We start from the raw sequence: 25990 nt of genomic DNA on the forward strand, positions 1-25990 counted from the left end.
GCCCGGTGGGCTGGATGAGGTGCCCCTCGCCGCACCGGGCCCACGGCCGGTCGGGCCTCGGGAACCGCCGCGCCCCGGCCGACGTCGGGAACCCGTGATCCGCTACCACTTCGGCACCGGCCGCGGGCCCGTGCACCGGCACGCCTCGCCGGCCGACCTCGACCTGCCGGGCGGCGCCGTGGACGGCCGCCCCGACGCCGTGCGCCTCGACTTCGACGGCGACGGCCGGGCCGACGACGCGCTGTGGGACACCGACGGGGACGGCACCGCGGACCGGGCCCTGCTCGACCTCGACGACGACGGCCGCCCGGAGCGGGCCTTCACCGACCCCTCCGGCCGCGGGGTGTGGGACGCGCCGGCCGACGTGGCGCTCCGGCCGCTCCGCTTCACCGACGTGCGCGGGCGCGCGGGGAGTGCCCGCCCGGAGATCGACACCGACGGCGACGGCGTCCCCGACGGCGCGGTCGTGGACGTCGACCACGACCCGTCGACCCAGGAGACCGTCTGCGACCTCGACGGCGACGGGGTGGGCGAGGAGCTGCTGGTCGACGCCGACGGGGACGGGCTCGCCGAGCGCGCCTACACCACGTCCGACGTGGCCTCGCCGCGCTGGGACGTGCTGCTCTCCGACGTCGACCGCGACGGGGCGGCCGAGGTGGTGGTGACGGAGGGCGCGGCGGGCTGGCTGCCGCCGTGAGCGTCGTCGGGGCCGCGGCCGGCGCCGGAGCCGGCGCCGGGGGTGTGGCGCCGGGTCGTGCGCAGCGCGACCTCGTGGACGACGAGCCCGAGCAGGTACACCGCGGCCGCCGTCGAGATGAGCGGCACCGAGCGGCCGTCGAGGGGCGAGAACAGCGCGGCCAGGGCGACGGCGAGGACGTAGGTGACGTTGAAGACGGTGTCCGAGAGCGCGAAGACCCGACCGCGGTGGGCGTCGTCGACCTCGCGCTGCACCGCGGCGTCCGAGCACAGCTTGATCGCCTGCCCGACGAGCCCGAGCAGGAACGACGCCCCGAGCAGCGCGGGCAGCGTCATCGGCAGCCCGAGGACCAGGAGGGTGGCCGCCGCCAGCACGAGCATGATCCGGACGGTGGCCGGCCGACCCACCCGGGCGGTCAGCCACGGGGTCACCAGGGCCGCGACGCCGAGCCCGGTGGCCGCCGCCACCACCGTCTCACCGAGGCCGGCGACCCCCGCGTGCAGCGCGCCCCAGTCGGTCAGGCCGCGGCGCATGAGCAGCAGCATCACCAGCGTCGCGATGCCGAACGCCAGCCGGTGCGCGGCGACCGCCCAGAACGCCGCGACGACGCCGGGTGCCGCCCGGGCCGCCCGCCCGCCGTCGGCGAGGCCGTGGGCGACGGCGCGCACCGCCCGGACCGCGGTCTCGTCGGGCCCGGCGTCGTCGGGACCGAGCGCGCCGCGGGGGAACCCGAGCGCGACCAGGACGATCACCACCGACCCGACCACCGACACCGCGGTCGCGATCCCCGAGCCGGTGTCGCCCGTCCCGATCACTCCGGTGAGGGCGAACGCGCAGGAGGCGCCGACGGCGGCGGCGACCGCCCCGCTCGTCGTCACCAGGGAGTTCGCGGCGACGAGGCGGCGCGGCACGACGACGTGCGGCAGCGCCGCGGACAGGCCGGCCTGCACGAACCGGCTGACCCCGATCGTCGCGAGAGCGCCGAGGTAGAGCCAGGCGCCGGTGACGCCCGCGGCGACCACCGCCGCCGTCGCCAGCGTCAGGAGCGCCTTGAGCACGCCGGCGACGACGAAGACCCGCCGCCGGTCCCAGCGGTCGAGCAGGGCTCCGGCGAACGGGCCCACGAGCGAGTACGGCAGCAGCACGACGGCGAGCCCCATCGCCACGAGGACCGGGTCCGACTGGCGCTCCGGGTTGAACAGCACGGCGCCGCCGAGGGCGGCCTGGAAGACACCGTCGCCCCACTGGGCCCCGAGGCGGACCGCGAGCAGCCGCACGAAGCCCGGGTGGGCCACCAGCTCGCGGCGCCGGACCCGCTCCGTGCCCTGTCCTCCGTGCACGGACGACCCGGCGTCCTGCTGCGGTGCGGAGGGAGGAACGGACACGCAGCAGCACGCTACGCGCCTGCCCGCCGGAACGGACTCGGACGCCCGGACCGGGCATCCCGGCTCCCCGTCGCGGCGGACGCCGGATCGGTGTGACGGCGGGTGGCCCGGCTGCCCGGCGGTCGGCCGGGGTGCCACGATGGGTGCGTGGCGGAGGGAACGAGGGACGAGCCCACCGAACGCTCGGCCGACGCCGTCGAGGCCGGCACGCTCCTGGTCGCCGCGCCCACGCTGACCGACCCGAACTTCGTCCGCTCGGTGGTGTTCGTGATCGACCACCGGCCGGAGGGGACCCTCGGCGTCGTCCTGAACCGGCCGAGCGAGGTCGCGGTCTCCGACGTCCTTCCCCACTGGGGCCCGTTCACGACGCGGCCCAGCGCGGTCTTCGTCGGCGGCCCGGTGGAGCAGAAGACCGCGCTGTGCCTGGCGGCGCTGCGGACCGGGGAGGACCCGGCGCGGACCGAGGGGGTCGTGGGGGTCCGGGGGCCGGTGGCGCTGGTCGACCTCGACGGTGACCCCGACTCGCTCGCGCCCCGGGTGCGCGGCCTGCGGGTGTTCGCCGGCTACTCGGGGTGGGACCGGGGGCAGCTCGCGGCGGAGATCGGGCGCGGGGACTGGTATGTCGTGCCCGCCCTGCCCGACGACGTCCTCGCCCCGCCCCGCCACGACCTCTGGGGCGGCGTGCTGCGGCGCCAGGGCGTCCCGCTCGCGCTGCTCGCCACCCACGTCGCGGAGCCGACGCGCAACTAGCCCCGCTCGCACGCACACTCGACACCGTGGCGATCACGCGCGAGCAGCCGGGGCCGGGCCAGGAATCGGTGTGGGACTACCCCCGCCCGCCGCGGACCGAGCCCGACCACCGGCGGGCCGTCGTGACCCACGCGGGCACGGTCCTCGTCGACACCACCGACCTGGTCCGCGTCCTCGAGACCAGCCATCCGCCGACGTTCTACCTGCCCCGCACCGCGTTCACCGACGGCGTCCTGCGCCCGGCCGAGCGCCGCACCGTGTGCGAGTGGAAGGGCACCGCGCGGTACGTCGACGTCGTGCTCCCGGGCACGACGCTGGCGGCGGTCGGCTGGTGGTATCCCGAGGGGGACGTCTCCGCGACCTACCCGGAGCTCGCCGACCGCGTCGCGCTCTACCCGGCCCCGTTCGACGAGATCACCCTCGACGGCGAGCGGGTCGTCCCGCAGCCGGGCGGGTTCTACGGCGGCTGGATCACGGCCGACGTCGTCGGGCCCTTCAAGGGCGGCCCGGGCAGCTGGGGCTGGTAGGGCTGGTCGGGCTGGTTGGTCCTCAGCCCTGCTGCGCGCCGGCCCGCGGGCACAGCGCGCACGCGCCGCCGCACGTGCCCGCGCCCGAGCCGCAGTCGGCGGCCTCGGCCCCGGCGTCGCCGGTGCCCTCGTCGAGCGTGCACGGCCCGGCCGCGAGGCCCTCGGCGGCGAGGGTCTGCTCCCGGTCGACCGCCGCGAACCGGGACCCCACCGCGCCCGCGACCCCGGTGAGCACGACGAGCCCCACGAACCCGACGACGACGAGCGTCACCGCGGCCGCCGTCGTCGGCGCCAGCAGCGCGACCAGCCCGGCGGCCAAACCCACCACGCCCGCCGCCGCGAACGCCGGCGCGGCGACCTGGTTGGCGCGGCGGAACGAGTCGACGCGGGACATCGTCCAGACGGTGCGCACCCCGATCACGCGGTTCCGCGGCAGCCGGTGCGCGGCGGCGAGGATCCCGACGACGAGGACGGCGGCGGCTGCGACGACGAGCACGACGGCCAGGACGGGGACGACCATGGCCCCAGAGTAGGCTCGGGGGCCGAGGGACCCGGCCGTGACGTCCGCTTCTCGCCGCGGATCGTCGGCGCGGGCCGCCCCGGTCGCCGCAGCCGCCGCGCGGGCGCCGGGCGCAGCGCATCGTGTGGTGACCAGGAGGAACGCCGTGACCGCCCAGCCCGACGTCGCCCGGAGCGGGAACCCCGGGTCCGACGCCTCCGAGCCCGGCCGCGGCGTGCCGCCGTACCGCTACACCGCCGCGCTGGCCGGGGAGATCGAGGCCCGCTGGCAGGACCGCTGGGAGGCCGAGGAGACCTTCGCGACGCCGAACCCGACGGGGCCGCTGGCTCCGCCCGACGATCCGGACGGCTCGACCCTCGACCCGGCCGAGAAGTTCTACCTGATGGACATGTTCCCGTACCCGAGCGGCGCGGGGCTGCACGTCGGGCACCCGCTGGGCTTCATCGGGACCGACGTGCTGGGCCGGTTCCTGCGCATGTCCGGGCGGACCGTGCTGCACACGATGGGCTTCGACGCGTTCGGGCTGCCGGCCGAGCAGTACGCGGTGCAGACCGGGACGCACCCGCGGACCACCACCGAGGCGAACATCGAGCGCTACCGCGCCCAGATCCGCCGGCTGGGCCTGGCGCACGACAAGCGCCGTTCGGTGGCCACCACCGACGTCGAGTTCTACCGCTGGACGCAGTGGATCTTCCTGCAGATCCACGGGTCGTGGTTCGACGAGGCCCAGGGGCGGGCGCGGCCGATCGCCGAGCTCGAGGCGGAGTTCGCCTCCGGTGCGCGGCCGCTGCCCAGCCATCTGGTCGAGCAGGGCCGCGCCTGGTCGGCGCTGTCGCGGCCCGAGCAGGACCGCGTGCTGGACGGGTTCCGGCTGGCCTACCTGGCCGAGGCGCCGGTGAACTGGTGCCCGGCGCTGGGCACGGTGCTCTCCAACGAGGAGGTCACCGCCGACGGGCGCTCCGAGCGCGGCAACTTCCCGGTGTTCCGGCGCCGGCTGCGCCAGTGGATGATGCGGATCACCGCGTACGCCGACCGCCTGGCCGACGATCTCGACGGCGTCGACTGGCCGGAGTCGGTCAAGGCGATGCAGCGCAACTGGATCGGCCGCTCGCAGGGGGCGCAGGTGCGCTTCCGGGTGGTCGGCTCGGACCGCGACGTCGAGGTCTTCACGACGCGGCCCGACACCCTGTTCGGCGCGACGTACATGGTCGTGGCGCCCGAGCACCCGATCGTCGACGCCATCGCGCCGGCCGCGTGGCCGTCGCCGAACACCGGCGAGGAGCTGGACGGCCGCTGGACCGGCGGTCACGAGACCCCCGCCGAGGCGATCGCGGCCTACCGCCGCGTCGTCGCCTCCCGCTCGGACCTGGAGCGCCAGGAGGCCCGGGAGAAGACCGGCGTCTTCACCGGGGCGTGGGCGGTCAACCCGGTCGACGGCCGACCGCTGCCGGTCTTCGTCGCCGACTACGTCCTCATGGGCTACGGCACCGGCGCGATCATGGCCGTGCCCGGCCAGGACCAGCGCGACTGGGACTTCGCGACGGTGTTCGGCCTGCCGATCCGCCGCACGGTGCAGCCCCCGGAGGGCTTCGACGGGGAGGCGTACACCGGCGCCGGCCCGGCGATCAACTCCTCGAACGACTCGGTGTCGCTCGACGGTCTGCCGATCGACGAGGCCAAGGCGACGATCATCGACTGGCTGTCGGCGCGCGGCGACGGCGAGGCCGTCGTGCAGTACAAGCTGCGCGACTGGCTGTTCAGCCGGCAGCGCTACTGGGGCGAGCCGTTCCCGGTGGCCTACGCCGCCGACGGCGAGACCGACGGCGGCCCGTCGATCCCGCGGGCCCTGCCGGACTCCGACCTGCCGGTGGTGCTGCCCGACGTCGACGAGTACTCCCCGAAGACCTTCGCCCCCGACGACCGCGACTCGGCGCCCGAGTCGCCCCTGGCCCGGGCGACCGAGTGGGTGTCGTTCGCCGAGGACCTGCCGTCGGACCCGGAGCGCGGGTGGGCGCAGTACGTCCGCGAGACGAACACCATGCCGCAGTGGGCGGGCTCGTGCTGGTACCACCTGCGCTACCTGGACCCGTTCAACTCCGAGCGCTTCTGCGACCCCGAGGTCGAGCGGTTCTGGCTGGGTCCGCGCCCGGACCGGTTCGGGCCGGGCGACCCGGGCGGGGTCGATCTGTACGTCGGCGGCGTCGAGCACGCCGTGCTGCACCTGCTCTACGCGCGCTTCTGGCAGAAGGTGCTGTTCGACCTGGGGTACGTGTCCGCGTCGGAGCCCTTCCGCCGGCTGTTCAACCAGGGCTACATCCAGGCCTGGGCCTACACCGACCACCGCGGCGTGTACGTGCCGGCCGAGGAGGTCGTGGAGGACGTCGACGGGTCCGGATTCACGTGGAACGGGCAGCCGGTCTCCCGCGAGTACGGGAAGATGGGCAAGTCGCTGCGCAACGTCGTCACCCCCGACGAGATGTGCGCGACCTACGGCGCCGACACGTTCCGGCTCTACGAGATGTCGACCGGCCCGATGGAGGCCTCGCGGCCGTGGTCGACCCGCGACGTCGTCGGCTCGCAGCGCTTCCTGCAGCGGGTCTGGCGGCTGCTGGTGGACGAGCAGGACGGCTCGCTGCGGGTGGACGAGGCCGGTGAGCCGTCGACCGACACGCTGCGCCTGCTGCACCGGGTGATCGACGGGGTCCGGACGGACTTCCCGGCGATGCACTACAACACCGCGGCGGCCAAGCTGATCGAGCTGGCCAACCACCTGACCAAGACCTACCCCGAGGGTGGGCTGCCCCGGTCGGTCGCGGAGCCGCTGGTGCTCATGCTCTCGCCGCTGTGCCCGCACCTGGCCGAGGAGCTGTGGTCGAAGCTGGGCCACCCGCGGTCGCTGGCCTACGAGCCGTTCCCGGTGCCGGACGAGGCGCTGCTCGTCGAGGAGACCGTCGAGTACCCGATCCAGGTCAACGGGAAGGTCCGCTCGCGGATCACGGTGCCGGCGTCCGCGACCGAGGACGAGGTCCGGGCGGCCGCGCTGGCCGACCCGAAGGTCGTGGAGCTGTTGGGCGGGGCCGAGCCGCGGAAGGTGATCGTGGTCCCCGGCCGGCTGGTGAACATCGTCAAGTAGGCGCGGCGCCCGTTCGTTTCCCGCGCGAGGGGAGCCCTCGTGCGGCTAGAGCGACCGGATCCTCCCCTCGCGTTCGCGGGCCGCCCCGGTGCGCGAGGGGAACCCTCGTACGGATAGAGCGACCGGATCCTCCCCTCGCAACAGTGGACGGATCCGAGCGCCGCCGGACCGCGTCAGCAGGTCATGCCGAGGAGAGCGAAGATCGATTGGCGGGCCGTCCGTGAGGCGGCGCCCCACGGGTCCGTCCGGCGGGCCGAGCTCCACGAACTGGGCGTCAGCTCGGGGACGATCGCGTGCCGCACGGATTCCGGGCTCTGGGAGAAGGGCCTCCGGGGCCAGGTCCGCCTGGTGACCGGTGAGCCGACCGAGGAGGAGCGCCTCGACAGTGCCCTGCGGCTCGCCGGCGACGGCGCTGTCGTCAGCGGTGCCGCGGCGTGCCGGCTCTTCGGGCTGACGAAGATCCCCGCTGATGCCACGATCCTGGTGCTCGTCCCGCACGAGCGCCGCCGGAGCGACGACGGCCACGTCGTGCTCGAACGGACCCGCCGGCCGGTGCCCGCGATCATGCGCGGCGGCTTCCCGTGCGCGCCCCTCGAGCGCGCCGTGCTCGACACGGCGCGCCGGATGCGCCGCCTCGACCCCGTGCGGGCGCTCCTCGCCGAGGCGGTGCAGCGGGGGTTCACCACCGAGCCCCGGCTGTCCGCGGAACTGGCCGAAGGCAGCCAGCGGGGCACGCGCCTCCCCCGGATCGCCCTCGGGGAGATCCGGGACGGGGTCCGCTCCGCCCCCGAGGCGTGGGCCCGCGAGATCGCACGGGAGATGGAGGAACACGAGGGCTTCCCGCGCATCCAGTGGAACCGCGCGATCCACCTCGACACCGGCGAGCGTCTCTTCGATCCCGACGGCTGGATCGACGAGGTGGCGGCCGCGTGGGAGATCGAGTCGGTGGAGTACCACCTGTCGCCCGAGGACCAGGAGCGCTCCTACCGACGGCGCGCGCTGATGAACCGCCACGACGTCGTGCTGGTGGAGCACCGTCCCAGCCGGCTGCGCATCGCACCCGCCGAGGTCAAGGCCGACCTGCGGGCCGCCTATCACCGGGCACTGCGCCGACCCCGTCCACCGGTGGTCGCCCGGGACCCGTCGTCGTGAGGGGAGGATCGAGTCGCTCTATGCGGCCGAGGGTTCCCCTCGCGCCGGCGACAGGGCCAGCGCGAGGGGACGATCCGGTCGCTCTATCCGCACGAGGGCTCCCCTCGCGCGGGGATGGACAGAACGGGCCGGGAGCGGCCCTCAGTCCTCGCCGCGGATGAACGCCTCGACCCGGTCGTAGGCCACCGAGTCGCGGTACTGCTCCGGCGGCGACTTCATGAAGTACGACGAGGCCCCGAGCAGCGGCCCGCCGATGCCCCGGTCCTTCGCGATCTTCGCCGCGCGCACCGCGTCGATGATGATCCCGGCCGAGTTCGGGGAGTCCCAGACCTCGAGCTTGTACTCGAGCGACAGCGGCACGTCGCCGAACGCGCGCCCCTCGAGGCGGACGTAGGCCCACTTGCGGTCGTCGAGCCACGGCACGTGGTCCGACGGGCCGATGTGGACGTTGCCCTTGCCCATGTCGCGCTCGATCTGCGAGGTCACCGACTGGGTCTTCGACGTCTTCTTCGACTCCAGGCGCTCCCGCTCGAGCATGTTGCGGAAGTCCATGTTGCCGCCGACGTTGAGCTGCATCGTGCGGTCGAGGTGCACGCCGCGGTCCTCGAAGAGCTTGGCCAGCACCCGGTGGGTGATGGTCGCGCCGACCTGGGACTTGATGTCGTCCCCGACGATCGGCACCCCGGCCTCGGTGAACTTCGCCGCCCACTCCGGGTCCGACGCGATGAACACCGGCAGCGCGTTGACGAAGGCGACGCCGGCGTCGAGGGCGCACTGCGCGTAGAACTTGTCGGCCTCCTCGCTGCCCACCGGCAGGTAGGAGACGAGCACGTCGGCGCGGGACTCGCGCAGCGCGGCCACCACGTCCACCGGCTCCTCGTCGGACTCGGTGATGGTCTCGCGGTAGTAGCGCCCGAGGCCGTCGAAGGTGTGCCCGCGCTGGACCGTCACGCCGGTCGGCGCGACGTCGGCGATCTTGATCGTGTTGTTCTCGCTGGCGGTGATCGCCTCGGCCAGGTCCTGCCCGACCTTCTTGGCGTCCACGTCGAACGCGGCCACGAACTGCAGATCGCGCACGTGGTAGCCGCCGAAGTCGACGTGCATGAGCCCGGGCACACGGGTGGCCGGGTCGGCGTCGGCGTAGTACGTGACGCCCTGGACCAGCGAGGCGGCGCAGTTGCCCACGCCGACGACGGCCACACGGACCTGACCCATGGATGGTCTCCTTCGCTCTTCGTTCGCCCCGGTGGGTGATCTCGGTGGTCGGGGCGTGTCTGACGTACTGGTGGCGGCGCGGGCCGCCGGCGTGGTCCCGGCCGGACGACGACGTCCGTGGGCCGGGCCGCCCGGTCAGTCCGGCGGTTCCACCGCCGGGTCCGCGGTCGGTGGCACCGGGCGCTCGGCGCCGCCCGCCTGGCCGAGCGACCGCTCGTGGTCGATGAGCTCGTTGAGCCACCGGACCTCGCGCTCGGTCGTGTCGAGCCCGATGCGGTGGAGCTCGCGGGTGTAGCGGTCGATCTGCTCCCCGGCCCGGGTCATCGTGGTGCGCAGGCCGTCGCGCCGCTCCTCGACGCGTCGGCGCCTGCCCTCGAGGATGCGCATGCGCACCTCCGCAGGGGTCCGGGAGAAGAAGGCCAGGTGCACGCCGAAGCTCTCGTCGTCGCACGCCTGGGGGCCGGTCTCGGCGAGCAGTTCGTCGAGACGATCTTTCCCCTCCGCGGTGATCTCGTACACGCGCCGTCCCCGGCGGCCCCAGCTCCCGCGCACCGTCGACTCCGGGTCGCGCTCGGCGATGAGCTCCGCGCGCTGGAGCCGACGCAGGGTCGGGTACACCGAGCCCCACGAGAACGCACGGAGCGATCCCAGGCGGGCGTGGAGCTGCTTGCGCAGCTCGTAGCCGTGCATGGGCGCCTCGTGCAACAGGCCGAGGACGGCGAGCTCGAGCACTCGGCCCACCTCCCACGACGGGTCCCGGATCGCCGGCGGTGTCGACGACCTCTCGCCTCACCATATCGCGCCGATACATCGCGCCCCGGTCCGCGACGACCTCGTCACACGACGGCAGCGCAGGCCCGCGACTCGCTGGCTACGCTGAGGCGCGTGCGGACTCCCCGTCAGGTCGTCGACTACGCGCTGCGTCGTCGCGCGCACCTCGCCGACGTGGCTGCCGGGCGCACCTCGACCGAGGACGCCTGCGACGCCGGGGCCTACCTCCTGCAGGCCGCCACGTACCACGGCACGCCGACCTCCACGCCGTGCCCGCTGTGCCGCCGCGACGAGGTCGTCAATGTGTCGTGGGTCTTCGGTGAGCGCCTCGGTCCGGTGTCCGGTTCCGCCCGATCGGATGACGAGATCGCTCGACTGGACGACGCGGCCGGGGAGTTCACGGTGCACGTGGTGGAGGTCTGCCGTACGTGCCGCTGGAACCACCTCGTACAGTCCTACGTCTTGGGAGCGGACGACGCCTCGGGCGGCGGCCGCCGTCGGCGTCGGACGGCCTCGCCCTGACGCCCCGGCGGGCGTGACGGGGCCGGTTCCGCCGACCATGCCGTCCCCGGGAGGCGCCACGTGACCGACGACCGTCGTACGGACCGTCGTCCCGTCAGCGGCTCCGCCGCCCCACCGCGGCCCGGGCCGAACCCGCCGCCGGGCCCGCCCCGCAACCTCCCGCCGGGATGGAGCGCCGTCCCGCCGTCGGAGCGGTCCGGACAGCCGGCCCCCCACGGCGCCGCCAACGGCCAGGCCTCCAACGGCCACGCCGCCAACGGCCAGGGCCCCAGTGGCCAGGCCCTCAACGGCCAGGGCCGCACCGGGCAGTCGGGACCGCCCGCTCCCGGACCCCGTCCCGGCCAGGCCCCGCCGCCCGGACGTCCTGCCCCGCACCCCGTCGGCGGCCGGCACCTCGAGCCGTCCGTCGACGACGGCCCGACCGCCCCCAACCGCCCGAACGGCGCGGCGGCGCGGAGCGCGGCCGCCCCGGCCACCCGCGTCGGCGCCCCGGCCACCCGGCTCGACGAGCGCCCCGACTCCTGGGGCGCCGAGCGTCCGGAGCCCCGGCTCCTCACCCACGACGGCGCCCGTCCGCTGGCCGCCACCGGCGCCACCCGCATCGGCGGCCGGCCGGGCACCGCCCCGACCGTCGCCACCGACGTCGTCCAGGGCAGCGCCGCGCCGGGCCGCACCCGGCCCCCGGACGACCCGCCGTCGGGCCCGGGAGGCCCCGGCGGCGGCGACGGGTCCGACGGCGAGCCGCCGAGCCGCCGACAGGCGAAGCTCGCGGCCCTCACCCCGCGGCAGCGCCGCTGGCGGCGGGGGCGCCGGATCGGCTACGTCGTGGTCGGTCTCGCGATCCTCGGGCCGATCCTCGCGTTCGCCATCGGCTGGATCGTCTTCCGCATCCCGTCGCCGGACGACGCGACCAACAACCAGGTCGCCACGATCGACTACTCCGACGGCTCGACGATGGCGAGCCTCGCGCAGGCGCAGGGCAACCGGATCAAGGTGCCGCTGACCCAGGTCCCGGTGTGGGTGCAGCACGCGGTGGCCTCGGCCGAGGACCGCAGCTTCTACACCAACTACGGCTTCGACCCGATCGGCATCGCCCGCGCGGCCTGGAACCAGGCGCAGGGCGGGACCGGCGGCGGCTCCACGATCACCCAGCAGTACGTCAAGAACGTGCTGGTGGGCGACGAGCACTCCTACTGGCGCAAGTACCGCGAGGTCGTCATCGCGGCGAAGATCAACCAGGAGGAGTCGAAGGACCAGATCCTCGAGAACTACCTGAACACCATCTACTTCGGCCGCGGCGCGTACGGCATCCAGGCCGCCTCGCAGGCCTACTACGGCCGGGACGTCAGCACGCTGACCCCGGCCGAGGGCGCCGTCCTCGCGGGCCTGATCCAGGCGCCGTCGAAGTGGGACCCGGCCGTGGACCGCGCCGGCTCCGAGCAGCGCTGGAACTACGTGCTCGACGGCATGGTCGACCAGAAGTGGCTCTCGGCCGCCGACCGCAAGGCCGCGGTGTTCCCCGACGTCCTCCCGCCCTCGGCCCGCAAGACCGGGATCCCGGACAACGACCGCGGCCACATCGTCTCCGCGATCAAGGACGAGCTCGCCTCCTACGGCATCACCGAGCAGCAGGTGAACCAGGAGGGCCTCAAGATCGAGACGACGATCGACCCGAAGGTCCAGCAGCAGGCCGCCGACGCGGCCGCGAAGACCCTCCAGGGACAGCCGGCCAACCTCCGGACCGCGCTCGTCTCGGAGGATCCGCGCACCGGCGCCGTCGTGGCCTACTACGGCGGCAGCGACGGGTCGGGCTTCGACTACGCCCAGACGAGCCGTCAGCCCGGGTCCTCGTTCAAGCCGTTCGTGCTCCTCGCCGGGCTCGAGCGCAACCCGCCGATCGGTCTCGGCACGACGTTCGACGGGTCCACCCCGCAGACGATCGCGGGCACGAAGGTCGAGAACTCCGACGGCGAGAGCTGCCCGAACTGTGACCTGAAGACGGCGATGACGCTCTCGATCAACACCGTCTTCTACCAGCTCGGCGTCCAGGTCGGCCCGCAGAAGGTCGCCGACGCGGCCCACCAGGCCGGGATCAGCGCCCCCCTGACGGGCCCCACCGGCGGCATCGCGATCGGCGACAAGGAGGTCCGCCCCGGCGACATGGCGTCGGCGTACGCCACCTTCGCCGCCGACGGCATCTACCACCGCCCGCACATGGTGACCCGGGTGACGACGGCGGACGGCCGCATCCTCTACGACGGCGGCGTCACCGCTCCCGAGCAGCGGATGAGCCAGCAGCTCGCCCGGAACGTCACCGAGTCGATGCTCGACGTGGCCTCCCACTCCCAGATCCCGCTCGCGGCGGGCCGGCCGGTCGCCTCGAAGACCGGCACGGTGCAGTCCTCGCAGCAGGGCCAGAACAACGACGCCTGGACGGTCGGCTACACGCCGCAGATCTCGACGGCGGTCTGGGTCGGGACCGACGACAACTCGCCGATCAAGACCAAGGGCGGCGCGCCGATCTACGGCCGCGGCGTGCCGGGCCAGATCTGGCAGAAGTTCATGAACCAGGCGCTGCGCAACGAGCCGGTCCAGCAGTTCTCCGACTTCGAGGCGATCGGCACGCCGCCGGCGCCGCCGGCCCCCGCCACCCCCACGCCGGACCCGAACAACCCGAACGGCAACAACCAGATCTGCGTCAACGGGGTCTGTATCCCCAACCCGAACGGCCAGAACGGCAACAACGGGCAGAACAACAACGGGCAGAACAACGGCAACAACCAGAACAACGGCAACAACCAGAACAACGACAACGGCGGCAACAAGAACAAGAACAACGGCGGCAACGGGGACAACAACGGGAACAACGACAACGGCGACAACGGTGGCGACCTGTTCCCCGACGACGGCGGCTAGACCGTCCCGCGTGCACCGGTGACCTCCCAGGCCCCGCCCGAGCGCGGCCGGACCCACGACCCGGCGTCGCTCGACCCGTCGTCGCGGGTGCTGCCCGCGCACGAGGACGGCTTCGTCCGCGCGGCCAGCGCCGCCACCGGCGGCCCCCTGGGCTCGCACGCCGTCGTCGGCCGCACCGGCTTCTTCACCCCGCTGCGGGTGGTGCTGCTGCTCGCGACGATCGTGCTGGCGCTGGGCTGGTTCGCCAAGGCCCCGTGCCTGCAGCAGTACGTCGACGACAACGGGCAGACCCAGCTGGACTGGCGCGACAGCCGCCAGTACGTCGCGATGTGCTACTCGGACACGGTGCCGCTCTACACCGCGGAGCGGCTCGACTCGGGCGGCGTCCCCTACGTCACCAGCTGGGTCGACCAGCGCGACGACGGCACCACCCAGGTCCGGTACATGGAGTACCCGGTGCTCACCGGGTTCTTCCAGTGGGTCAACGCGCGGCTCGCGGCGGGCTGGCTCGCGGCCGGGGTGCTGCCGGGCGCGCTCCCCGTCGTCGTCTACTTCGACCTCTCGGCGTTCTGGCTCGCGCTCGCGTGGCTCGGCGCGATCTGGGCGCTCGTCCGCCTGAGACCAGGCCGCCCGTGGGACGCCGCGATCGCGGCGACCTCGCCGCTGGTGGCCGTGCACGCGTTCACCAACTTCGACACCCTCGCCGTCGCCGGCGCGACCCTCGGCATGCTCGCCTGGTCCCGACGACGACCCGGGCTGGCCGGCGTGCTCCTGGGCCTGGGAGCGGCGGCCAAGCTCTACCCGCTGTTCGTGCTCTTCCCGCTGCTGCTGCTGTGCCTGCGGGCGGGCCGGATGCGGAGCTGGTGGCGGGTGACGGCGGCCGGGATCGTGACGTGGGCCGTGGTCAACGTGCCGGTCGCGGTGATCGCCCCCCGGGGCTGGTGGGAGTTCTTCCGGCTCAACTCGACCCGCGCCGCCGACCCCGACTCGATCTACAACGTCGTCTCGGGCCTGACCGGCTGGCCGGGATTCGACGGCCCGCTCCCGCCGGAGGCGACCCCGAGCGTGCTCAACGCCGTCACCGGGGTGCTCTTCGTCGTCTGCTGCCTCGGCGTCGCGGAGCTGGTGCGCCGCGCGCCCGTCCGGCCACGGCTCGCCTCCGTCGCCTACCTCGTGGTCGCGGCGTTCCTGCTCACCAACAAGGTGTGGAGCCCCCAGTACTCGCTGTGGCTCGTCCCGCTGGCGGTGCTCGCCTACCCGCGGTGGCGACCCCTGCTGACGTGGATGGCGATCGACGCGTTCGTGTGGGTCCCGCGGATGTACTACTACCTCGGGACCGCGAACAAGGGCCTGCCCGCGCCGTGGTTCTACGGGGCGGTACTGGTGCGCGACCTCGCGGTGATCGGCGTGGGGGTGCTCATCGTGCGAACGGTCCTGCGCCCCGAGCTCGACCCGGTGCGCCTGCGCCCCGGACGCCCCGGACCGCCCGTGACCGGCGCGGATCCCGACGGGGGCGTCCTCGACGGCGCCCCCGACGCCGGGTGGTTCGCCGCCTGGCGGCCGCGTCCCCGTGACCGCGACGCGCCGCTCGCCGCGGCGGGAACGACCACACGATCCGGGTGGGGTGCAGCCCCGCGCGGCGCACCGGGTCCCACCGCGCGTGGCCCTACCGTGACGGACCGGTGACTGGCGCGTCACCTCCGGAGCAGTGGCTCGTTGAGCGGACCGTCGGGAAACCCGTCCGACGTCGTCGTGGGTCCGGAGCGCGCGCCGCGCCCGGACCCGTGGCCGCGTGCCGGAGCGGGACCGCACACGTCGTTCCACGTAAGGGGTCCTGCATGGGAACGCGGTTCTCGCGTCTGGTGTCCGTCGCCGCCGCCGGAGGTGTCCTCACCGGCTCGTTGCTGCTCGGCGGCGGGATGGCGCTCGCGGCGCCGACCGCCCCCACGCCGACCGCCGGCGGCCAGGTCGTGCCGGCCGCGTGCGGCACCACCGTCGCCGCCCGGCCCGGCGACACCGTCCAGGTGACGCCGCTGCTCGGGCTGCCGTTCAACGTGCCGATCGGCAGCTCCGCCGGCCCGCTGCAGTCGATCAGCCAGTCGGTCGCCGGCTCGCTGTGCCAGGTGCAGGTCCAGCTCGTGCAGCCGGTGACGACCGCCGTCGCCGCGGCCGCGCCGGCCCTCCAGCCGGTGACCGGCGCCGTCGAGCAGGGCTCCCGGACCGCGCTGGGTGGCTCGGCGCCCCAGTCCGCGGCGGCCCCCGCCCAGGCGCCCGCCGCCGCGCCGGCCGCGGTCGCGCCGGCCGCGCCCGCCCCGATGGCGACCACGCCGCTCGCGCCGAGCGCGCTCGCGACGCCGTCCCCGGCGTTCGCGCCGTCGTTCAACTCGCTGCCCTCGTCGTTCCTCGGCTCGGCCTCCCCCAGCGCCGGGTCCGGCCTGACCACGGGCGCCCCCTCCTACGACGCCGGCCAGCTCCTCGGGTCCGCCTTCCCTGGCCTCAAGGCCGGCGCCCCCGCCTACCTCGGCTACGACCCGGCCAGCGCGGTGACCACCGCCAGCCAGGTCCAGGCGCTGCCGGTCGACGGGATGTCGAAGGGCATGGGCGTGCCGGTCATGCTCGCCGTCCTCGCGCTCGCCGGGGTCGCCGCGTTCGTCGTCCGGGCGCTGGTGCTCCGCCGCACGGCCGCGGCATCCGCCGCCGCGCAGGCCGAGCCGGTCGCGGACGAGGCCCCGGTGCACGACGACGGGTACGCGCCCTACGACGCGGACGCCACGGAGCTCGTCGACGACGGGCTCTCGGCCGAGGCGCTCACCGCGCTGCACTCGCCGGCGCCGTCGTCGCCCGCGGTCGGCTTCCCGCGGCCCGACCTCGAGGACACCGAGCTGATGGGAACCGCGCGGCGCTGAGCCGCGTCCGACCCCCGAGGGGGTCGTGACGAACGTGGACCGACCCGGGCGGGTCGGGGCCGGTGGGAGCACCGGTCCCGGCCCGCCCGTCGTCGTCGGCGGAGGACCACGTACGCTGGACCGACCGAGAACCCTCCTGCCACGGATCGTCCGTGGCCGCCAGCCCATGGGAGGTGAGTGGTACTCGTGCGCCACTACGAAATGGTCGTGATCCTCGAGCCGAGTCTCGACGAGCGCACCGTGCAGCCGTCGCTGGAGACGTTCCTCAACGTCATCCGCAAGGACGGCGGGACCGTCGAGAACGTCGACGTCTGGGGACGTCGGCGTCTCGCCTACGAGATCGAGAAGCACGGCGAGGGCATCTACGCCGTCCTCGACGTGAACTGCGAGCCGGCCACCATCAAGGAGATGGACCGCCAGCTCGCGCTGAACGAGTCGGTGCTCCGCACCAAGGTCATGCGTCGTGACCCCGCCGCTGCGACGCGCCGGGGCAAGGCCGGCGCTGCCTGATGGCGGGCGACACCGTCATCACCGTGGTCGGCAACCTCACCGCCGACCCGGAGCTGCGGTTCACGCCCTCGGGCGCCGCCGTCGCGAACTTCACGGTCGCGTCGACCCCCCGCACCTTCGACCGCCAGAGCGGCGAGTGGAAGGACGGCGAGGCGCTGTTCCTGCGCTGCAACATCTGGCGCCAGGCGGCGGAGAACGTCGCGGAGAGCCTCACCCGCGGCTCCCGCGTGATCGTGCAGGGACGGCTCAAGCAGCGCTCGTTCGAGACCCGCGAGGGTGAGAAGCGCACCGTCATCGAGCTCGAGGTCGACGAGATCGGCCCCTCGCTGCGCTACGCCACGGCGTCGGTCACCAAGGCCAGCCGCGGGAGCGGCGGCGGTGGGTACGGCGGCGGCAACGGCGGCGGTGGCTACGGCGGAGGCGGTGGCTACTCCGGTGGCCAGTCCGGCGGCGACGACCCCTGGGCCTCGGCGCCCGTGGCGGGCTCGTCCGGAGCCGGCGGCTACGACGACGAGCCCCCCTTCTAGAGCACCCCTCGCACCATCCCCAGAACTCGGCTAGGAGAAAGAAACACCATGGCGAAGCCGCCGGTGCGCAAGCCCAAGAAGAAGGTCTGCGCGTTCTGCAAGGACAAGAACCAGGTCATCGACTACAAGGACACCAACCTCCTCCGCAAGTACATCTCGGACCGCGGCAAGATCCGCGCCCGCCGGGTCTCGGGCAACTGCTCGCAGCACCAGCGGGACGTCGCCGTCGCCGTGAAGAACTCGCGCGAGATGGCGCTGCTGCCCTACACGTCGACCGCGCGCTGAGGAAGGGGACCCACGCGATGAAGCTCATCCTCACCGCCGACGTCGCCAACCTCGGCGGCCCGGGCGACCTGGTCGACGTCAAGGACGGCTACGGCCGCAACTTCCTCCTGCCCCGCGGCCTGGCGATCATCGCCACCCGCGGCGCCATGAAGCAGGTCGAGACGATCCGCCGGACCCAGGAGGGCAAGCGGATCCGGGACCTCGACCACGCCAAGGAGGTCGCCGGCGAGCTGCAGGGCGTCGGCACCGTCACCGTCACGGCGAAGTCCGCGGGCCAGGGCGGCAAGCTCTTCGGCTCCGTGACGCCGGCCGACATCGTCGGCGCGGTGCGCTCGTCGGGCGGACCGAACCTCGACAAGCGCCTGGTCGACACCAAGGGGCACATCAAGACCACCGGTGCCCACCAGGTGACCGTCCGGCTGCACCCGGACGTCGCCGTCGAGCTGCCGCTGGACGTCCAGGGCGCCTGACCCGGCCGCAGCGACTCCTCGGGCCCCGGACCGCCACGTGCGGTCCGGGGCCCGACGTGTGTCCGGGGGTCGATGGTGGAGGGGCCGGTCGCTGAGTCGGCCGGTGATGGAGGGGGCGGGGGGCCGACCGAGGGGTACACGGCGCAGCCGCGGAGCGGCGCGGCGGTGACCCATGTGCTCGTGATCATGCGACGGCCGGTGCCGAGGGTGGCGCCAAAGCCAAAAGTGAAGGGCACCCGGCGCAGCCCGGGACCGGCGGCACGCGGCGTGCTGTGCCCGTGATCACCGACGGGCGGCAGCGAGATCGTCGAGCTCGTCCCGGAGCGGTCTGCGAGCGGTCCCCCCGACCGGGGCGCCGGGCGGTCGCCACCGCGTCACCCGGCCGTCCGGCGCCGGACGTCCCCCGGTCGTCTCGCCACGGGCCGCAACCGCGCCGACACGCCGAGCGGTCGCGTGCGACGACATGCCGATCCACTTCCTGTCCACAGGACGCACAGTCCACTGAGCTGCGACGACGGCTCCTGGGGACGAGTTGCCAACAGGTTGTCCCCAGGTGTGCCCACCCGCGGGCCCTGTGCATCCCCGTCCGTCCCCAGGCCATCAACACCGACATCAACACCACCGCCTGGCCCGCCCGCGCCGACGGCCCCTAGCGTGCGTCCGGCACCTCGTCCCGGCCTCGGTCCGCGCGGTCGGCGACGGTGTCGGTGCCCCGCGGTAGAAGGGGTGCGCCGGACGTGACGGGGCGGGTGCGGGACGCCCCGGGGCCGGCAGCGAGCAGGGAGGAGCGGTCCGTGGCGGTGCTCGACGAGCGGGGGGCGGCGGGTGGCCGGGACGGCGGGTACGACCGATCGAGGTCGTCGGGCCAGGACGGCGCGCGCCCGGAGTTCGACCGGCAGCCGCCGCAGGACATCACCGCCGAGCAGTCGGTGCTCGGCGCGATCCTGCTGAGCAAGGACGCGATCGCCGACGTCGTCGAGCTGCTGAAGCCGGACGACTTCTACCGCCCCGCGCACCAGACGGTCTACGAGTGCGTGCTCGACCTCTACGGCCGCGGCGAGCCGGCCGACCCCGTCACGGTCTCCGCGGAGCTCGAGCGGCGCGGGGAGCTGCTGCGGATCGGCGGGGCCCCGTACCTGCACACCCTCATCGCCGCGGTCCCGACGGCGGCCAACGCGGCCTACTACGCGGAGATCGTCGCCGATCGCGCGATCCTGCGGCGCCTGGTGGAGGCCGGCACGCGGATCGTGCAGCTGGGCTACCACGGCGGCGAGGGCGCGGACACCGACGACGTCGTCGACCGGGCCCAGGCCGCGGTGTACGAGGTGACCGACCGGCGGGTCACCGAGGACTACGTCGCCCTCGAGGACGTCCTGCAGCCGACGATGGACGAGATCGACGCCATCGCCTCGCGCGGCGGCGTCTCCTTCGGCGTGCCGACCGGTTTCACCGACCTCGACGAGGTCACGAACGGTCTCCACGCCGGACAGATGATCATCGTCGCGGCGAGGCCCGGAATCGGGAAGAGCACCCTGGGAATGGATTTTGCCCGCTCCGCGAGCATCAAGCACGGCCTGACATCGGCCTTCTTCTCCCTGGAGATGGGCCGCACCGAGATCGTCATGCGTCTGCTGTCCGCCGAGGCGAAGATCCGGCTGGCCGACATGCGCTCGGGCAACATGACCGACGACGACTGGACCCGCCTCGCCCGCCGGATGAGCGAGATCTCCGAGGCGCCGATGTTCATCGACGACTCGCCCAACATGACGATCATGGAGATCCGGGCGAAGGCGCGGCGGCTCAAGCAGCGCCACGACCTCAAGCTGATCATCCTCGACTACATGCAGCTGATGACCTCGGGCAAGAAGGTCGAGAGCCGGCAGCAGGAGGTCTCGGAGTTCTCCCGACAGCTCAAGCTGCTGGCCAAGGAGCTCGAGGTGCCCCTGGTCGCGATCAGCCAGCTCAACCGTGGCCCGGAGCAGCGCACCGACAAGAAGCCGATGCTCTCCGACCTGCGCGAATCCGGGTCGCTGGAGCAGGACGCCGACATGGTCATGCTCATCAGCCGGCCCGACGCCTTCGAGCGCGACGATCCCCGCGCCGGCGAGGCCGACCTGATCCTGGCCAAGCACCGCAACGGCCCCACCGCGACGATCACGGTCGCCCACCAGCTGCACTACAGCCGGTTCGCCGACATCGCACGGGGCTGACCCCGCAGCGAGCAGCATGATCGTTTCCCCGTAGCGGATCCGGACGCCCGGGCCCCGGATCCGCTACCGGAAGACGATCACGGGGCGGCACGGTCCCCGACGGCTCGGGGGAGCCACTCCGGCGCACGCACCCCCGCGCGGCCTACGGCCCAATCTGCAGGTGTACCGGGTGCTCGGGCAGCGCGAACAGCAGGTCGGCCACCGGCCGCGGTCGTACGTCGAGGTCGGCGAGCTCGGCCGCCGACACCCACCGGAACACCGACCCCGGGCCCTCCGCCCCGACGAACTCCGAGCCGACGAACTCCGACCCGTCGGGCAGGCCGTCCGCCGCGCACTCGCCGTAGAACCCGACCTCGTGCACCGCTCCCCGGCCCGGGACCGTGAAGAAGTTCTCCGCGATCACCCGGACCCGCACCTCGCCCGGCGTCAGGCCGAGCTCCTCCCGTAGCTCCCGGCGCAGCGCCTCCGCGGCGGGCTCGCCGAGCTTCGCGCGGCCGCCCGGCAGGAACCAGTGGTCCTGGCCGTCGGTGCGGGTGAGCAGGACGCGCCCGGCCCGGACCAGGATCGCGCCGACCCGCAGGCTGAAGAGCCCGCCGGAGGGCGGGGTCCAGCTGACGTCGGGCGCGGCGCTCACCGCGCGGCGGGGGCGCGACCCACGGCCGCGTAGGCGCCGATCGGCTCGACGCCGGGCTGCTCCACCGGCCAGTCCACGGGGTCGACGAGCCCGGGGACGACGAGCTCGAACCCGTCGAGCAGCTCCCGGATCTCCGCGCGGTCGCGGAGCACGACGGGGGTCGCGGCCCCGCGGTAGCCCCGCTGGATGTCGCGGACGGCCTCCGCGAGGACGGGGTCGTCCTGGTCGGCGCTGCCGTGGTTGAGCGCGAGGACGCTGCCGGGCGCGAGCGCGGCCCGGTAGCGACCGAAGATGCTCGGCAGGTCGTCGTCGATGAAGTGCAGGACCGCGATCGCCAGGATCGCCACCGGCCGGTCGAAGTCGAGCAGTCCGGCCACGCCCGGGTCGCGGAGGACCGCCTCGGGCTGGCGCAGGTCGCCCTGCACGACGCGGACCCCGTCGAGACCGGCCGTGAGGTCGCGGGCGTGGTGGACCGCCACGGGCTCGAAGTCGACGTAGGCGACCCGCGCGTCCGGCCGGGCCGCGAGCGCGATCTCGTGGACGTTGCCGACGGTCGGGACGCCCGAGCCGAGGTCGAGGAACTGGTCCACGCCCGCCGCGAGGCACCAGCGCACGACGCGGCCGAGGAAGTCGCGGTTGAGCCGGCACACCCGGGGCATGTCCGGGTTGGCGGCCACGATCGTCGCGGCCTGGGCGCGGTCGCTGGCGAAGTTGTGGGCGCCCCCGAGGAAGTAGTCGTAGATCCGGGCGGCGTTGGCCCGCTCGAAGTCGATCCCCACCTCGGACATCGTCATCATGCTGGCGAGGTGCGTCCCGACCCGCGGCGTGCCCTCGTCGTCGGAACCCTCGCCCATCGCCTGCCCGCCTCTCCCCGACCCCGGTCCGGAGTCAGTCCAGCACGGACGGCAGCCCCAGCGCACGGAAGATCCGGGGACCGATGAAGGAGGTGAGCCCGGCGACGGCGTCCTCGCGCAGGGTGAGCACGGTGACCGACCAGGCGCGGTGGACGCCGGCCGGTCCGTCGCCGCGCGTCGCGGGACCGTCGAGGTACAGCGCGACGGCGGGCTGGCCGTTCGCGCTCGTCGGGACCGCACGCCACGACCCGCAGTCGCCGAGCGGCACCGCCCGGGCGAACGCCATGACGTCGTCGCGACCCCGGTACCACTGCGGCAGCGGCGGCATCGACCACGTGACGTCCTCGGTGAGCAGCGCGAGCAGGGCCGGCGCGTCACGGTGCTCGAGCGCCCGCGCGTAGCCCTCGACGACCCCCCGCAGCCCGCCGTCGCCGAGCCGGGAGAGGGTGCGCTGCTGGGAGACCGGCGGGACCCGCTCGGCGACCAGGCGCCGTGCGCGCTGCAGCGCCGAGTTCACCGACGCCGTCGTCGTCGCCATGATCTCCGCGATCTCGGCGGCCGGGTACCCCAGCACCTCGAACAGCAGCAGGGCGGCGCGCTGGTTGCCCGGGAGGTGCTGCAGGGCGGCGACGAAGGCGAGCTCGACCGACTCCCGCTCCTCCACCGCGAGGGCGGCGTCGGGGTAGGGCGTCAGCCAGGCGACGTCGCTCGCCGGCGCGGCGTCGAGGACGGGTTCCGCCGACGCGGGCCCGAGATCCATCGGCAGCGCGCGCCGCCCGCGGGCCTCGGCGAGGTCGATGCAGGTACGGGTGGCGACCGTGTACAGCCACGACCGCACGCTGCTCCGCCCCTCGAACCGTGCGATCCCGCGCCAGGCCCGCAGCAGGGCGTCCTGGAGCGCGTCGTCGGCGTCGTGGGTCGAGCCGAGGATGCGGTAGCAGTGGGCGTGGAGCTCGCGGCGCAGCGGCGCGACCACGCGCTCGAAGGCGGCGTCGTCGCCCGCGCGGGCGGCGGCGAGGTCGTCGTCGGGGATCGTCGGGGCGCCCTCCACCCCGCCGAGTCTGCCTCCTCCTACGTGCGCTGCGGGAGCCGCACGACGACGACCGCCGTCGCCGCCAGCAGCGCGACCAGGAACGCCACGGTCGCCGACCAGCCCGCCGCGCCGAACACCACCCCGCCGAGGGTGCCCCCGACCGACGAACCCACGTAGTAGCTGAACAGGTACATCCCCGAGGCCACCGCGCGGCCGTGCGTGGCCCGCCGGCCCACGGCGGCCGAGGCGACCGCGTGGCCGGCGAAGAACCCGACCGTGAGCAGGGCGAGCCCCCCGACGACGAGCGCGAGCACCGGCGCCAGCATCGCCAGCGCCCCGAGCGCGGCGACCCCGGCCGCGGCGAGCACCGTCGCGCGGGTCCCCCACCGGCCGGAGAGCCGGCCGGCCGCGGTGGAGGTGACCGTGCCGACCGCGTAGAGCACGAACACGAAGCCCACGACGAGGTCGGGCAGCGAGAACGGCGGGCCGAGCAGGCGGAACGCCACGTAGTTGTAGGCGCAGACGAACACGCCCATGATCAGCAGCCCGACCGCGAAGAGTCGCCGCAGCACCGGGTCGCGCAGGTGGGCGGCCACCTCGCCGGCGAGCTCGCGGGCGTCGACCGCGGTCGGGGCGAAGCGACGGGACGGCGGCAGGACCAGCCAGAACGCCAGCAGGCACAGCCCGGAGACGACGGCGATCCCGCCGAGGGCCACGCGCCACGACCCGGTGAGGTCGTCGATCGCGCTGACCACGATCCGGCCGCCGAACCCCCCGACCGAGTTCCCGGCGATGTAGAGGCCCATCGCCCCGCCGAGGTGGCCGCCGTCGATCTCGTCGGCGAGGTAGGCCATCCCGACGGCGGGCAGGCCCGCGAGCGCCACACCCTCGAGCGCCCGGAGCACCAGCAGCAGCCAGAAGGACGGCGCGACCGCGGCGGCCAGACCGAACACCACCGCCCCGAGCAGCGACCACAGCATCACCGGGCGCCGGCCCCACCGCTCGGAGAGGGCGGAGGCGGGGATGACGGCGAGCGCGAGCCCGCCGGTCGTGACGGACACGGAGAGCGACGCCGTACCGGGCGAGACCGCGTAGACGTCGACCAGGCGCGGCAGGAGCGGCTGGGTCGCGTAGAGCAGGGCGAACGTCGTGAAGCCGGCGAAGAACAGCCCGACGGAGACCCGCCGGAAGCCGGGCTCGCCCCGGCGCAGGCCGGGTTCGACGACGCTGGCGGTGACGGACATCGTTGCCCAGGCTAAGGGCTCGTCAGCCGCCGCGCGTCGTCTCGTCCGTCACCCACCGCAGGTACGGCCCGTGCCCGCCGACCACCGGCACCGCGATCACCTCGGGGACGTCGTAGGAGTGCTCGGCCACGAGCCAGGCGGTGAGCTCGTCGACCCGCGCGGCCGCCGTCTTCACCACCAGCTGCCACTCCGTCTCAACCGACACCGAGCCCTCCCACCGGAACGCGCTGCGGACCGGGCCCACGATCTGCACGCAGGCGGCGAGGTGCGCCTCGACGAGGCCCCGCGCGAGCCGCTCGGCCTCGTCCTCGGAGTCGGTGGTGGTGACGACGACCGCGGTGTCGGGGGTGCTCACGGCACCGTCCTACCGGACGTGCTCCTCCTCGTGCGCCCCGAACACCTTCCCCTTGGCCTCGGGCCCCACGAGCAGGACGACCGCCGTGAGGACCAGCACCGGCACGATCACCGCGGCGAGGGCGAACGACCCGCCGTGGTCCTCGGCGAGCAGGCTCTGGAGCGGGAGCACGAACGCCGCGAACGCGTTGCCGAGCTGGTAGGTGACGCCCGGGTAGAAACCGCGGACCTCGTCGGGGGACAGCTCGGCGAGGTGGGCTGGTACCACGCCCCAGCCGCCCTGCACGAAGACCTGCAGCAGGAAGGCGCCGAGGGTCACCAGGCCGAGGGCCGTCGAGTACGCGAAGAGGAACGCGACCGGGATGCCGAGGACCGCGCAGAACGCCGCGGTGCGCCGGCGGCCCCAGCGCTCGGAGAGCGCCCCGAAGTAGGCCCCGCCGAGGATCGCGCCGATGTTGTAGATGACGGCGACGACGGTGACCGCGGTCGTCCCGGCGTGCAGGTCCTTCTGCAGGAACGTCGGCACGTAGTCCTGGGTGCCGTGGCTCATGAAGTTGAACAGCGTCATGAGCACGATGAGGTAGAGGAAGCGGCGGAGCACCTTCGGCTGCAGGAAGACCCGGCCCGGCCCGACCTGGGTCAGCTCCACCTTCTCCTGGGTGCGCTCCCACGCCTCGGACTCGCCCACACGGGTCCGGATCAGGAAGGCGATGAGCGCCGGGATCGCGCCGAGCACGAACAGCCAGCGCCAGCCGAGGGCCGGGGTGATGACGAAGTTGGCCAGCGTCGCGAGCAGGTAGCCGACCGGGTAGCCCTGCTGGAGCAGGCCCGACCAGAAGCCGCGCTTCTCCGCCGGGATCTTCTCGAGGGCCAGCGAGGCACCGAGGCCCCACTCGCCCCCCATCCCCAGTCCGAACAGGAACCGCAGCACGATCAGCACGGTGAAGGTCGGCGCGAGGCCGGAGAGCACCTCCATCACCGAGTAGAAGAGGACGTCGACCATGAGCGGGATCCGGCGGCCCTTCTTGTCCGCCCAGATCCCGAACAGCAGCGCCCCGATCGGGCGGGCGATCAGCGTGACCGTCGTGAGGAAGGTGACCGTCGTCAGCGACTGCCCGAACTCCTTCGCGATCGCCGAGAACACGAAGACCACGAGGAAGAAGTCGAAGGCGTCCATCGCCCAGCCGAGCCAGGCCGCGAGGAACGCGTTGCGCTGCTCCCGGGTCAGACCGCGTGCCTGCTCGAACAGCCCCGTCCCCGCCATGCGGGCAACTTAGGCTGCGCAAGCACCGTCGTCATCCCGGACGTCCGGATCCTCCCCGAGGCACGGATCGGACCGGACTCACACCGGGGCACCGTCGTCGGCGGCCTACGC

At 74.0% G+C, this 25990-nt stretch carries 24 protein-coding genes; 14 read left to right on the forward strand and 10 right to left on the reverse strand.

Annotated elements, in window-relative coordinates:
• Positions 1 to 94 precede the first annotated feature (94 nt).
• On the forward strand, positions 95 to 697 hold the full coding sequence (locus HH311_RS27215) for a hypothetical protein (protein WP_211190889.1): 603 nt from the start codon (positions 95 to 97) through the stop codon (positions 695 to 697).
• On the opposite strand, the gene HH311_RS27220 is transcribed toward HH311_RS27215, so the two are convergent.
• Positions 580 to 2082, reverse strand: coding sequence for an MFS transporter (locus HH311_RS27220; RefSeq protein WP_312030439.1), 1503 nt, complete (start codon positions 2080 to 2082; stop codon positions 580 to 582). The two genes, HH311_RS27215 and HH311_RS27220, sit on opposite strands and share 118 nt — an antisense overlap.
• Before the next feature lie 147 nt (positions 2083 to 2229).
• Between HH311_RS27220 and HH311_RS27225 the strand changes: the two genes are divergently transcribed.
• The gene (locus tag HH311_RS27225; RefSeq protein WP_169186860.1) at positions 2230 to 2832 is read left to right on the forward strand and encodes a YqgE/AlgH family protein; all 603 of its coding nucleotides are present in this window, start codon (positions 2230 to 2232) and stop codon (positions 2830 to 2832) included.
• A gap of 26 nt (positions 2833 to 2858) precedes the next feature.
• Positions 2859 to 3359 carry a DUF427 domain-containing protein gene (locus HH311_RS32880; RefSeq protein ID WP_169186861.1) on the forward strand — a complete coding sequence of 167 codons (501 nt, stop codon included), beginning with the start codon at positions 2859 to 2861 and terminating at the stop codon, positions 3357 to 3359.
• A 22-nt stretch (positions 3360 to 3381) separates the two neighbouring features.
• Here the strand turns inward: HH311_RS32880 and HH311_RS27235 are convergent, their stop codons facing one another.
• Complete coding sequence (locus tag HH311_RS27235; protein WP_169186862.1) at positions 3382 to 3879, reverse strand: SdpI family protein; 498 nt, start codon at positions 3877 to 3879, stop codon at positions 3382 to 3384.
• Between the two features lie 214 nt (positions 3880 to 4093).
• On the opposite strand from HH311_RS27235, the gene leuS reads away from it, so the two are divergent.
• Positions 4094 to 7012 carry a leucine--tRNA ligase gene (leuS, locus tag HH311_RS27240; RefSeq protein WP_169186911.1) on the forward strand — a complete coding sequence of 973 codons (2919 nt, stop codon included), beginning with the start codon at positions 4094 to 4096 and terminating at the stop codon, positions 7010 to 7012.
• Positions 7013 to 7195: 183 nt separating this feature from the next.
• On the forward strand, positions 7196 to 8164 hold the full coding sequence (locus HH311_RS27245; protein ID WP_169186863.1) for a hypothetical protein: 969 nt from the start codon (positions 7196 to 7198) through the stop codon (positions 8162 to 8164).
• Positions 8165 to 8305: 141 nt separating this feature from the next.
• On the opposite strand, the gene HH311_RS27250 is transcribed toward HH311_RS27245, so the two are convergent.
• Positions 8306 to 9379: an inositol-3-phosphate synthase gene (locus tag HH311_RS27250; RefSeq protein ID WP_169186864.1), complete on the reverse strand. Its 1074-nt coding sequence runs from the start codon at positions 9377 to 9379 to the stop codon at positions 8306 to 8308.
• Positions 9380 to 9514: 135 nt separating this feature from the next.
• Positions 9515 to 10111 (reverse strand): PadR family transcriptional regulator, encoded by a 597-nt coding sequence (locus HH311_RS27255; RefSeq protein WP_169186865.1) that lies wholly within the window; start codon positions 10109 to 10111, stop codon positions 9515 to 9517.
• 153 nt (positions 10112 to 10264) lie between these two features.
• Between HH311_RS27255 and HH311_RS27260 the strand changes: the two genes are divergently transcribed.
• From HH311_RS27260 to dnaB, 9 genes are all read left to right on the forward strand, one after another.
• On the forward strand, positions 10265 to 10672 hold the full coding sequence (locus tag HH311_RS27260; protein WP_169186866.1) for a DUF5318 family protein: 408 nt from the start codon (positions 10265 to 10267) through the stop codon (positions 10670 to 10672).
• A gap of 60 nt (positions 10673 to 10732) precedes the next feature.
• Positions 10733 to 13588 (forward strand): transglycosylase domain-containing protein, encoded by a 2856-nt coding sequence (locus HH311_RS27265; protein ID WP_312030440.1) that lies wholly within the window; start codon positions 10733 to 10735, stop codon positions 13586 to 13588.
• Between the two features lie 18 nt (positions 13589 to 13606).
• Complete coding sequence (locus HH311_RS27270; RefSeq protein WP_169186867.1) at positions 13607 to 15274, forward strand: glycosyltransferase 87 family protein; 1668 nt, start codon at positions 13607 to 13609, stop codon at positions 15272 to 15274.
• Between the two features lie 152 nt (positions 15275 to 15426).
• A complete protein-coding gene (locus HH311_RS27275) occupies positions 15427 to 16494 on the forward strand; it encodes a hypothetical protein (RefSeq protein ID WP_169186868.1) in 1068 nt (355 codons plus the stop codon).
• 177 nt (positions 16495 to 16671) lie between these two features.
• Positions 16672 to 17004, forward strand: coding sequence for a 30S ribosomal protein S6 (gene rpsF / locus HH311_RS27280; RefSeq protein WP_312030441.1), 333 nt, complete (start codon positions 16672 to 16674; stop codon positions 17002 to 17004).
• Positions 17004 to 17531 carry a single-stranded DNA-binding protein gene (locus HH311_RS27285; protein ID WP_169186869.1) on the forward strand — a complete coding sequence of 176 codons (528 nt, stop codon included), beginning with the start codon at positions 17004 to 17006 and terminating at the stop codon, positions 17529 to 17531. Before rpsF ends, HH311_RS27285 begins: the two co-directional genes overlap by 1 nt.
• A 48-nt stretch (positions 17532 to 17579) precedes the next feature.
• Complete coding sequence (gene rpsR, locus HH311_RS27290; RefSeq protein ID WP_169186870.1) at positions 17580 to 17816, forward strand: 30S ribosomal protein S18; 237 nt, start codon at positions 17580 to 17582, stop codon at positions 17814 to 17816.
• Positions 17817 to 17833: 17 nt separating this feature from the next.
• Complete coding sequence (gene rplI, locus HH311_RS27295; RefSeq protein ID WP_169186871.1) at positions 17834 to 18286, forward strand: 50S ribosomal protein L9; 453 nt, start codon at positions 17834 to 17836, stop codon at positions 18284 to 18286.
• Positions 18287 to 19080: 794 nt separating this feature from the next.
• Entirely contained in the window at positions 19081 to 20496 is a 1416-nt protein-coding gene (gene dnaB / locus HH311_RS27300) for a replicative DNA helicase (RefSeq protein WP_312030442.1), read from the forward strand.
• A gap of 142 nt (positions 20497 to 20638) precedes the next feature.
• Here dnaB and HH311_RS27305 read toward each other — a convergent pair whose 3' ends face one another.
• The 6 genes from HH311_RS27305 to HH311_RS27330 are packed head-to-tail and all read right to left on the reverse strand — an operon-like array spanning position 20639 to position 25879.
• Positions 20639 to 21130, reverse strand: coding sequence for an NUDIX hydrolase (locus tag HH311_RS27305; protein ID WP_169186872.1), 492 nt, complete (start codon positions 21128 to 21130; stop codon positions 20639 to 20641).
• The gene (locus tag HH311_RS27310; protein WP_248304278.1) at positions 21127 to 21984 is read right to left on the reverse strand and encodes an SAM-dependent methyltransferase; all 858 of its coding nucleotides are present in this window, start codon (positions 21982 to 21984) and stop codon (positions 21127 to 21129) included. Before HH311_RS27310 ends, HH311_RS27305 begins: the two co-directional genes overlap by 4 nt.
• 34 nt (positions 21985 to 22018) lie before the next feature.
• On the reverse strand, positions 22019 to 23035 hold the full coding sequence (locus tag HH311_RS27315) for a sigma-70 family RNA polymerase sigma factor (RefSeq protein WP_169186873.1): 1017 nt from the start codon (positions 23033 to 23035) through the stop codon (positions 22019 to 22021).
• A 20-nt stretch (positions 23036 to 23055) separates the two neighbouring features.
• Positions 23056 to 24261: an MFS transporter gene (locus HH311_RS27320; protein WP_169186874.1), complete on the reverse strand. Its 1206-nt coding sequence runs from the start codon at positions 24259 to 24261 to the stop codon at positions 23056 to 23058.
• A gap of 22 nt (positions 24262 to 24283) precedes the next feature.
• Positions 24284 to 24616 carry a divalent-cation tolerance protein CutA gene (gene cutA, locus HH311_RS27325; RefSeq protein ID WP_169186875.1) on the reverse strand — a complete coding sequence of 111 codons (333 nt, stop codon included), beginning with the start codon at positions 24614 to 24616 and terminating at the stop codon, positions 24284 to 24286.
• 9 nt (positions 24617 to 24625) lie between these two features.
• Positions 24626 to 25879 carry an MFS transporter gene (locus HH311_RS27330; protein WP_169186876.1) on the reverse strand — a complete coding sequence of 418 codons (1254 nt, stop codon included), beginning with the start codon at positions 25877 to 25879 and terminating at the stop codon, positions 24626 to 24628.
• Between the last annotated feature and the right edge of the window lie 111 nt (positions 25880 to 25990).

Source organism: Actinomycetospora sp. TBRC 11914, assembly GCF_012933465.1.
Lineage (GTDB): Bacteria > Actinomycetota > Actinomycetes > Mycobacteriales > Pseudonocardiaceae > Actinomycetospora.

Coding starts and splice junctions, on each gene's coding strand:
- HH311_RS27235 (WP_169186862.1), bottom strand. CDS start 3,879: ATGGTCGTCCCCGTCCTGGCCGTCGTGCTCGTCGTCGCAGCCGCCGCC.
- HH311_RS27245 (WP_169186863.1), top strand. CDS start 7,196: ATGCCGAGGAGAGCGAAGATCGATTGGCGGGCCGTCCGTGAGGCGGCG.
- HH311_RS27250 (WP_169186864.1), bottom strand. CDS start 9,379: ATGGGTCAGGTCCGTGTGGCCGTCGTCGGCGTGGGCAACTGCGCCGCC.
- HH311_RS27275 (WP_169186868.1), top strand. CDS start 15,427: ATGGGAACGCGGTTCTCGCGTCTGGTGTCCGTCGCCGCCGCCGGAGGT.
- HH311_RS27285 (WP_169186869.1), top strand. CDS start 17,004: ATGGCGGGCGACACCGTCATCACCGTGGTCGGCAACCTCACCGCCGAC.
- rpsR (WP_169186870.1), top strand. CDS start 17,580: ATGGCGAAGCCGCCGGTGCGCAAGCCCAAGAAGAAGGTCTGCGCGTTC.
- rplI (WP_169186871.1), top strand. CDS start 17,834: ATGAAGCTCATCCTCACCGCCGACGTCGCCAACCTCGGCGGCCCGGGC.
- HH311_RS27310 (WP_248304278.1), bottom strand. CDS start 21,984: ATGGGCGAGGGTTCCGACGACGAGGGCACGCCGCGGGTCGGGACGCAC.
- HH311_RS27320 (WP_169186874.1), bottom strand. CDS start 24,261: ATGTCCGTCACCGCCAGCGTCGTCGAACCCGGCCTGCGCCGGGGCGAG.
- HH311_RS27330 (WP_169186876.1), bottom strand. CDS start 25,879: ATGGCGGGGACGGGGCTGTTCGAGCAGGCACGCGGTCTGACCCGGGAG.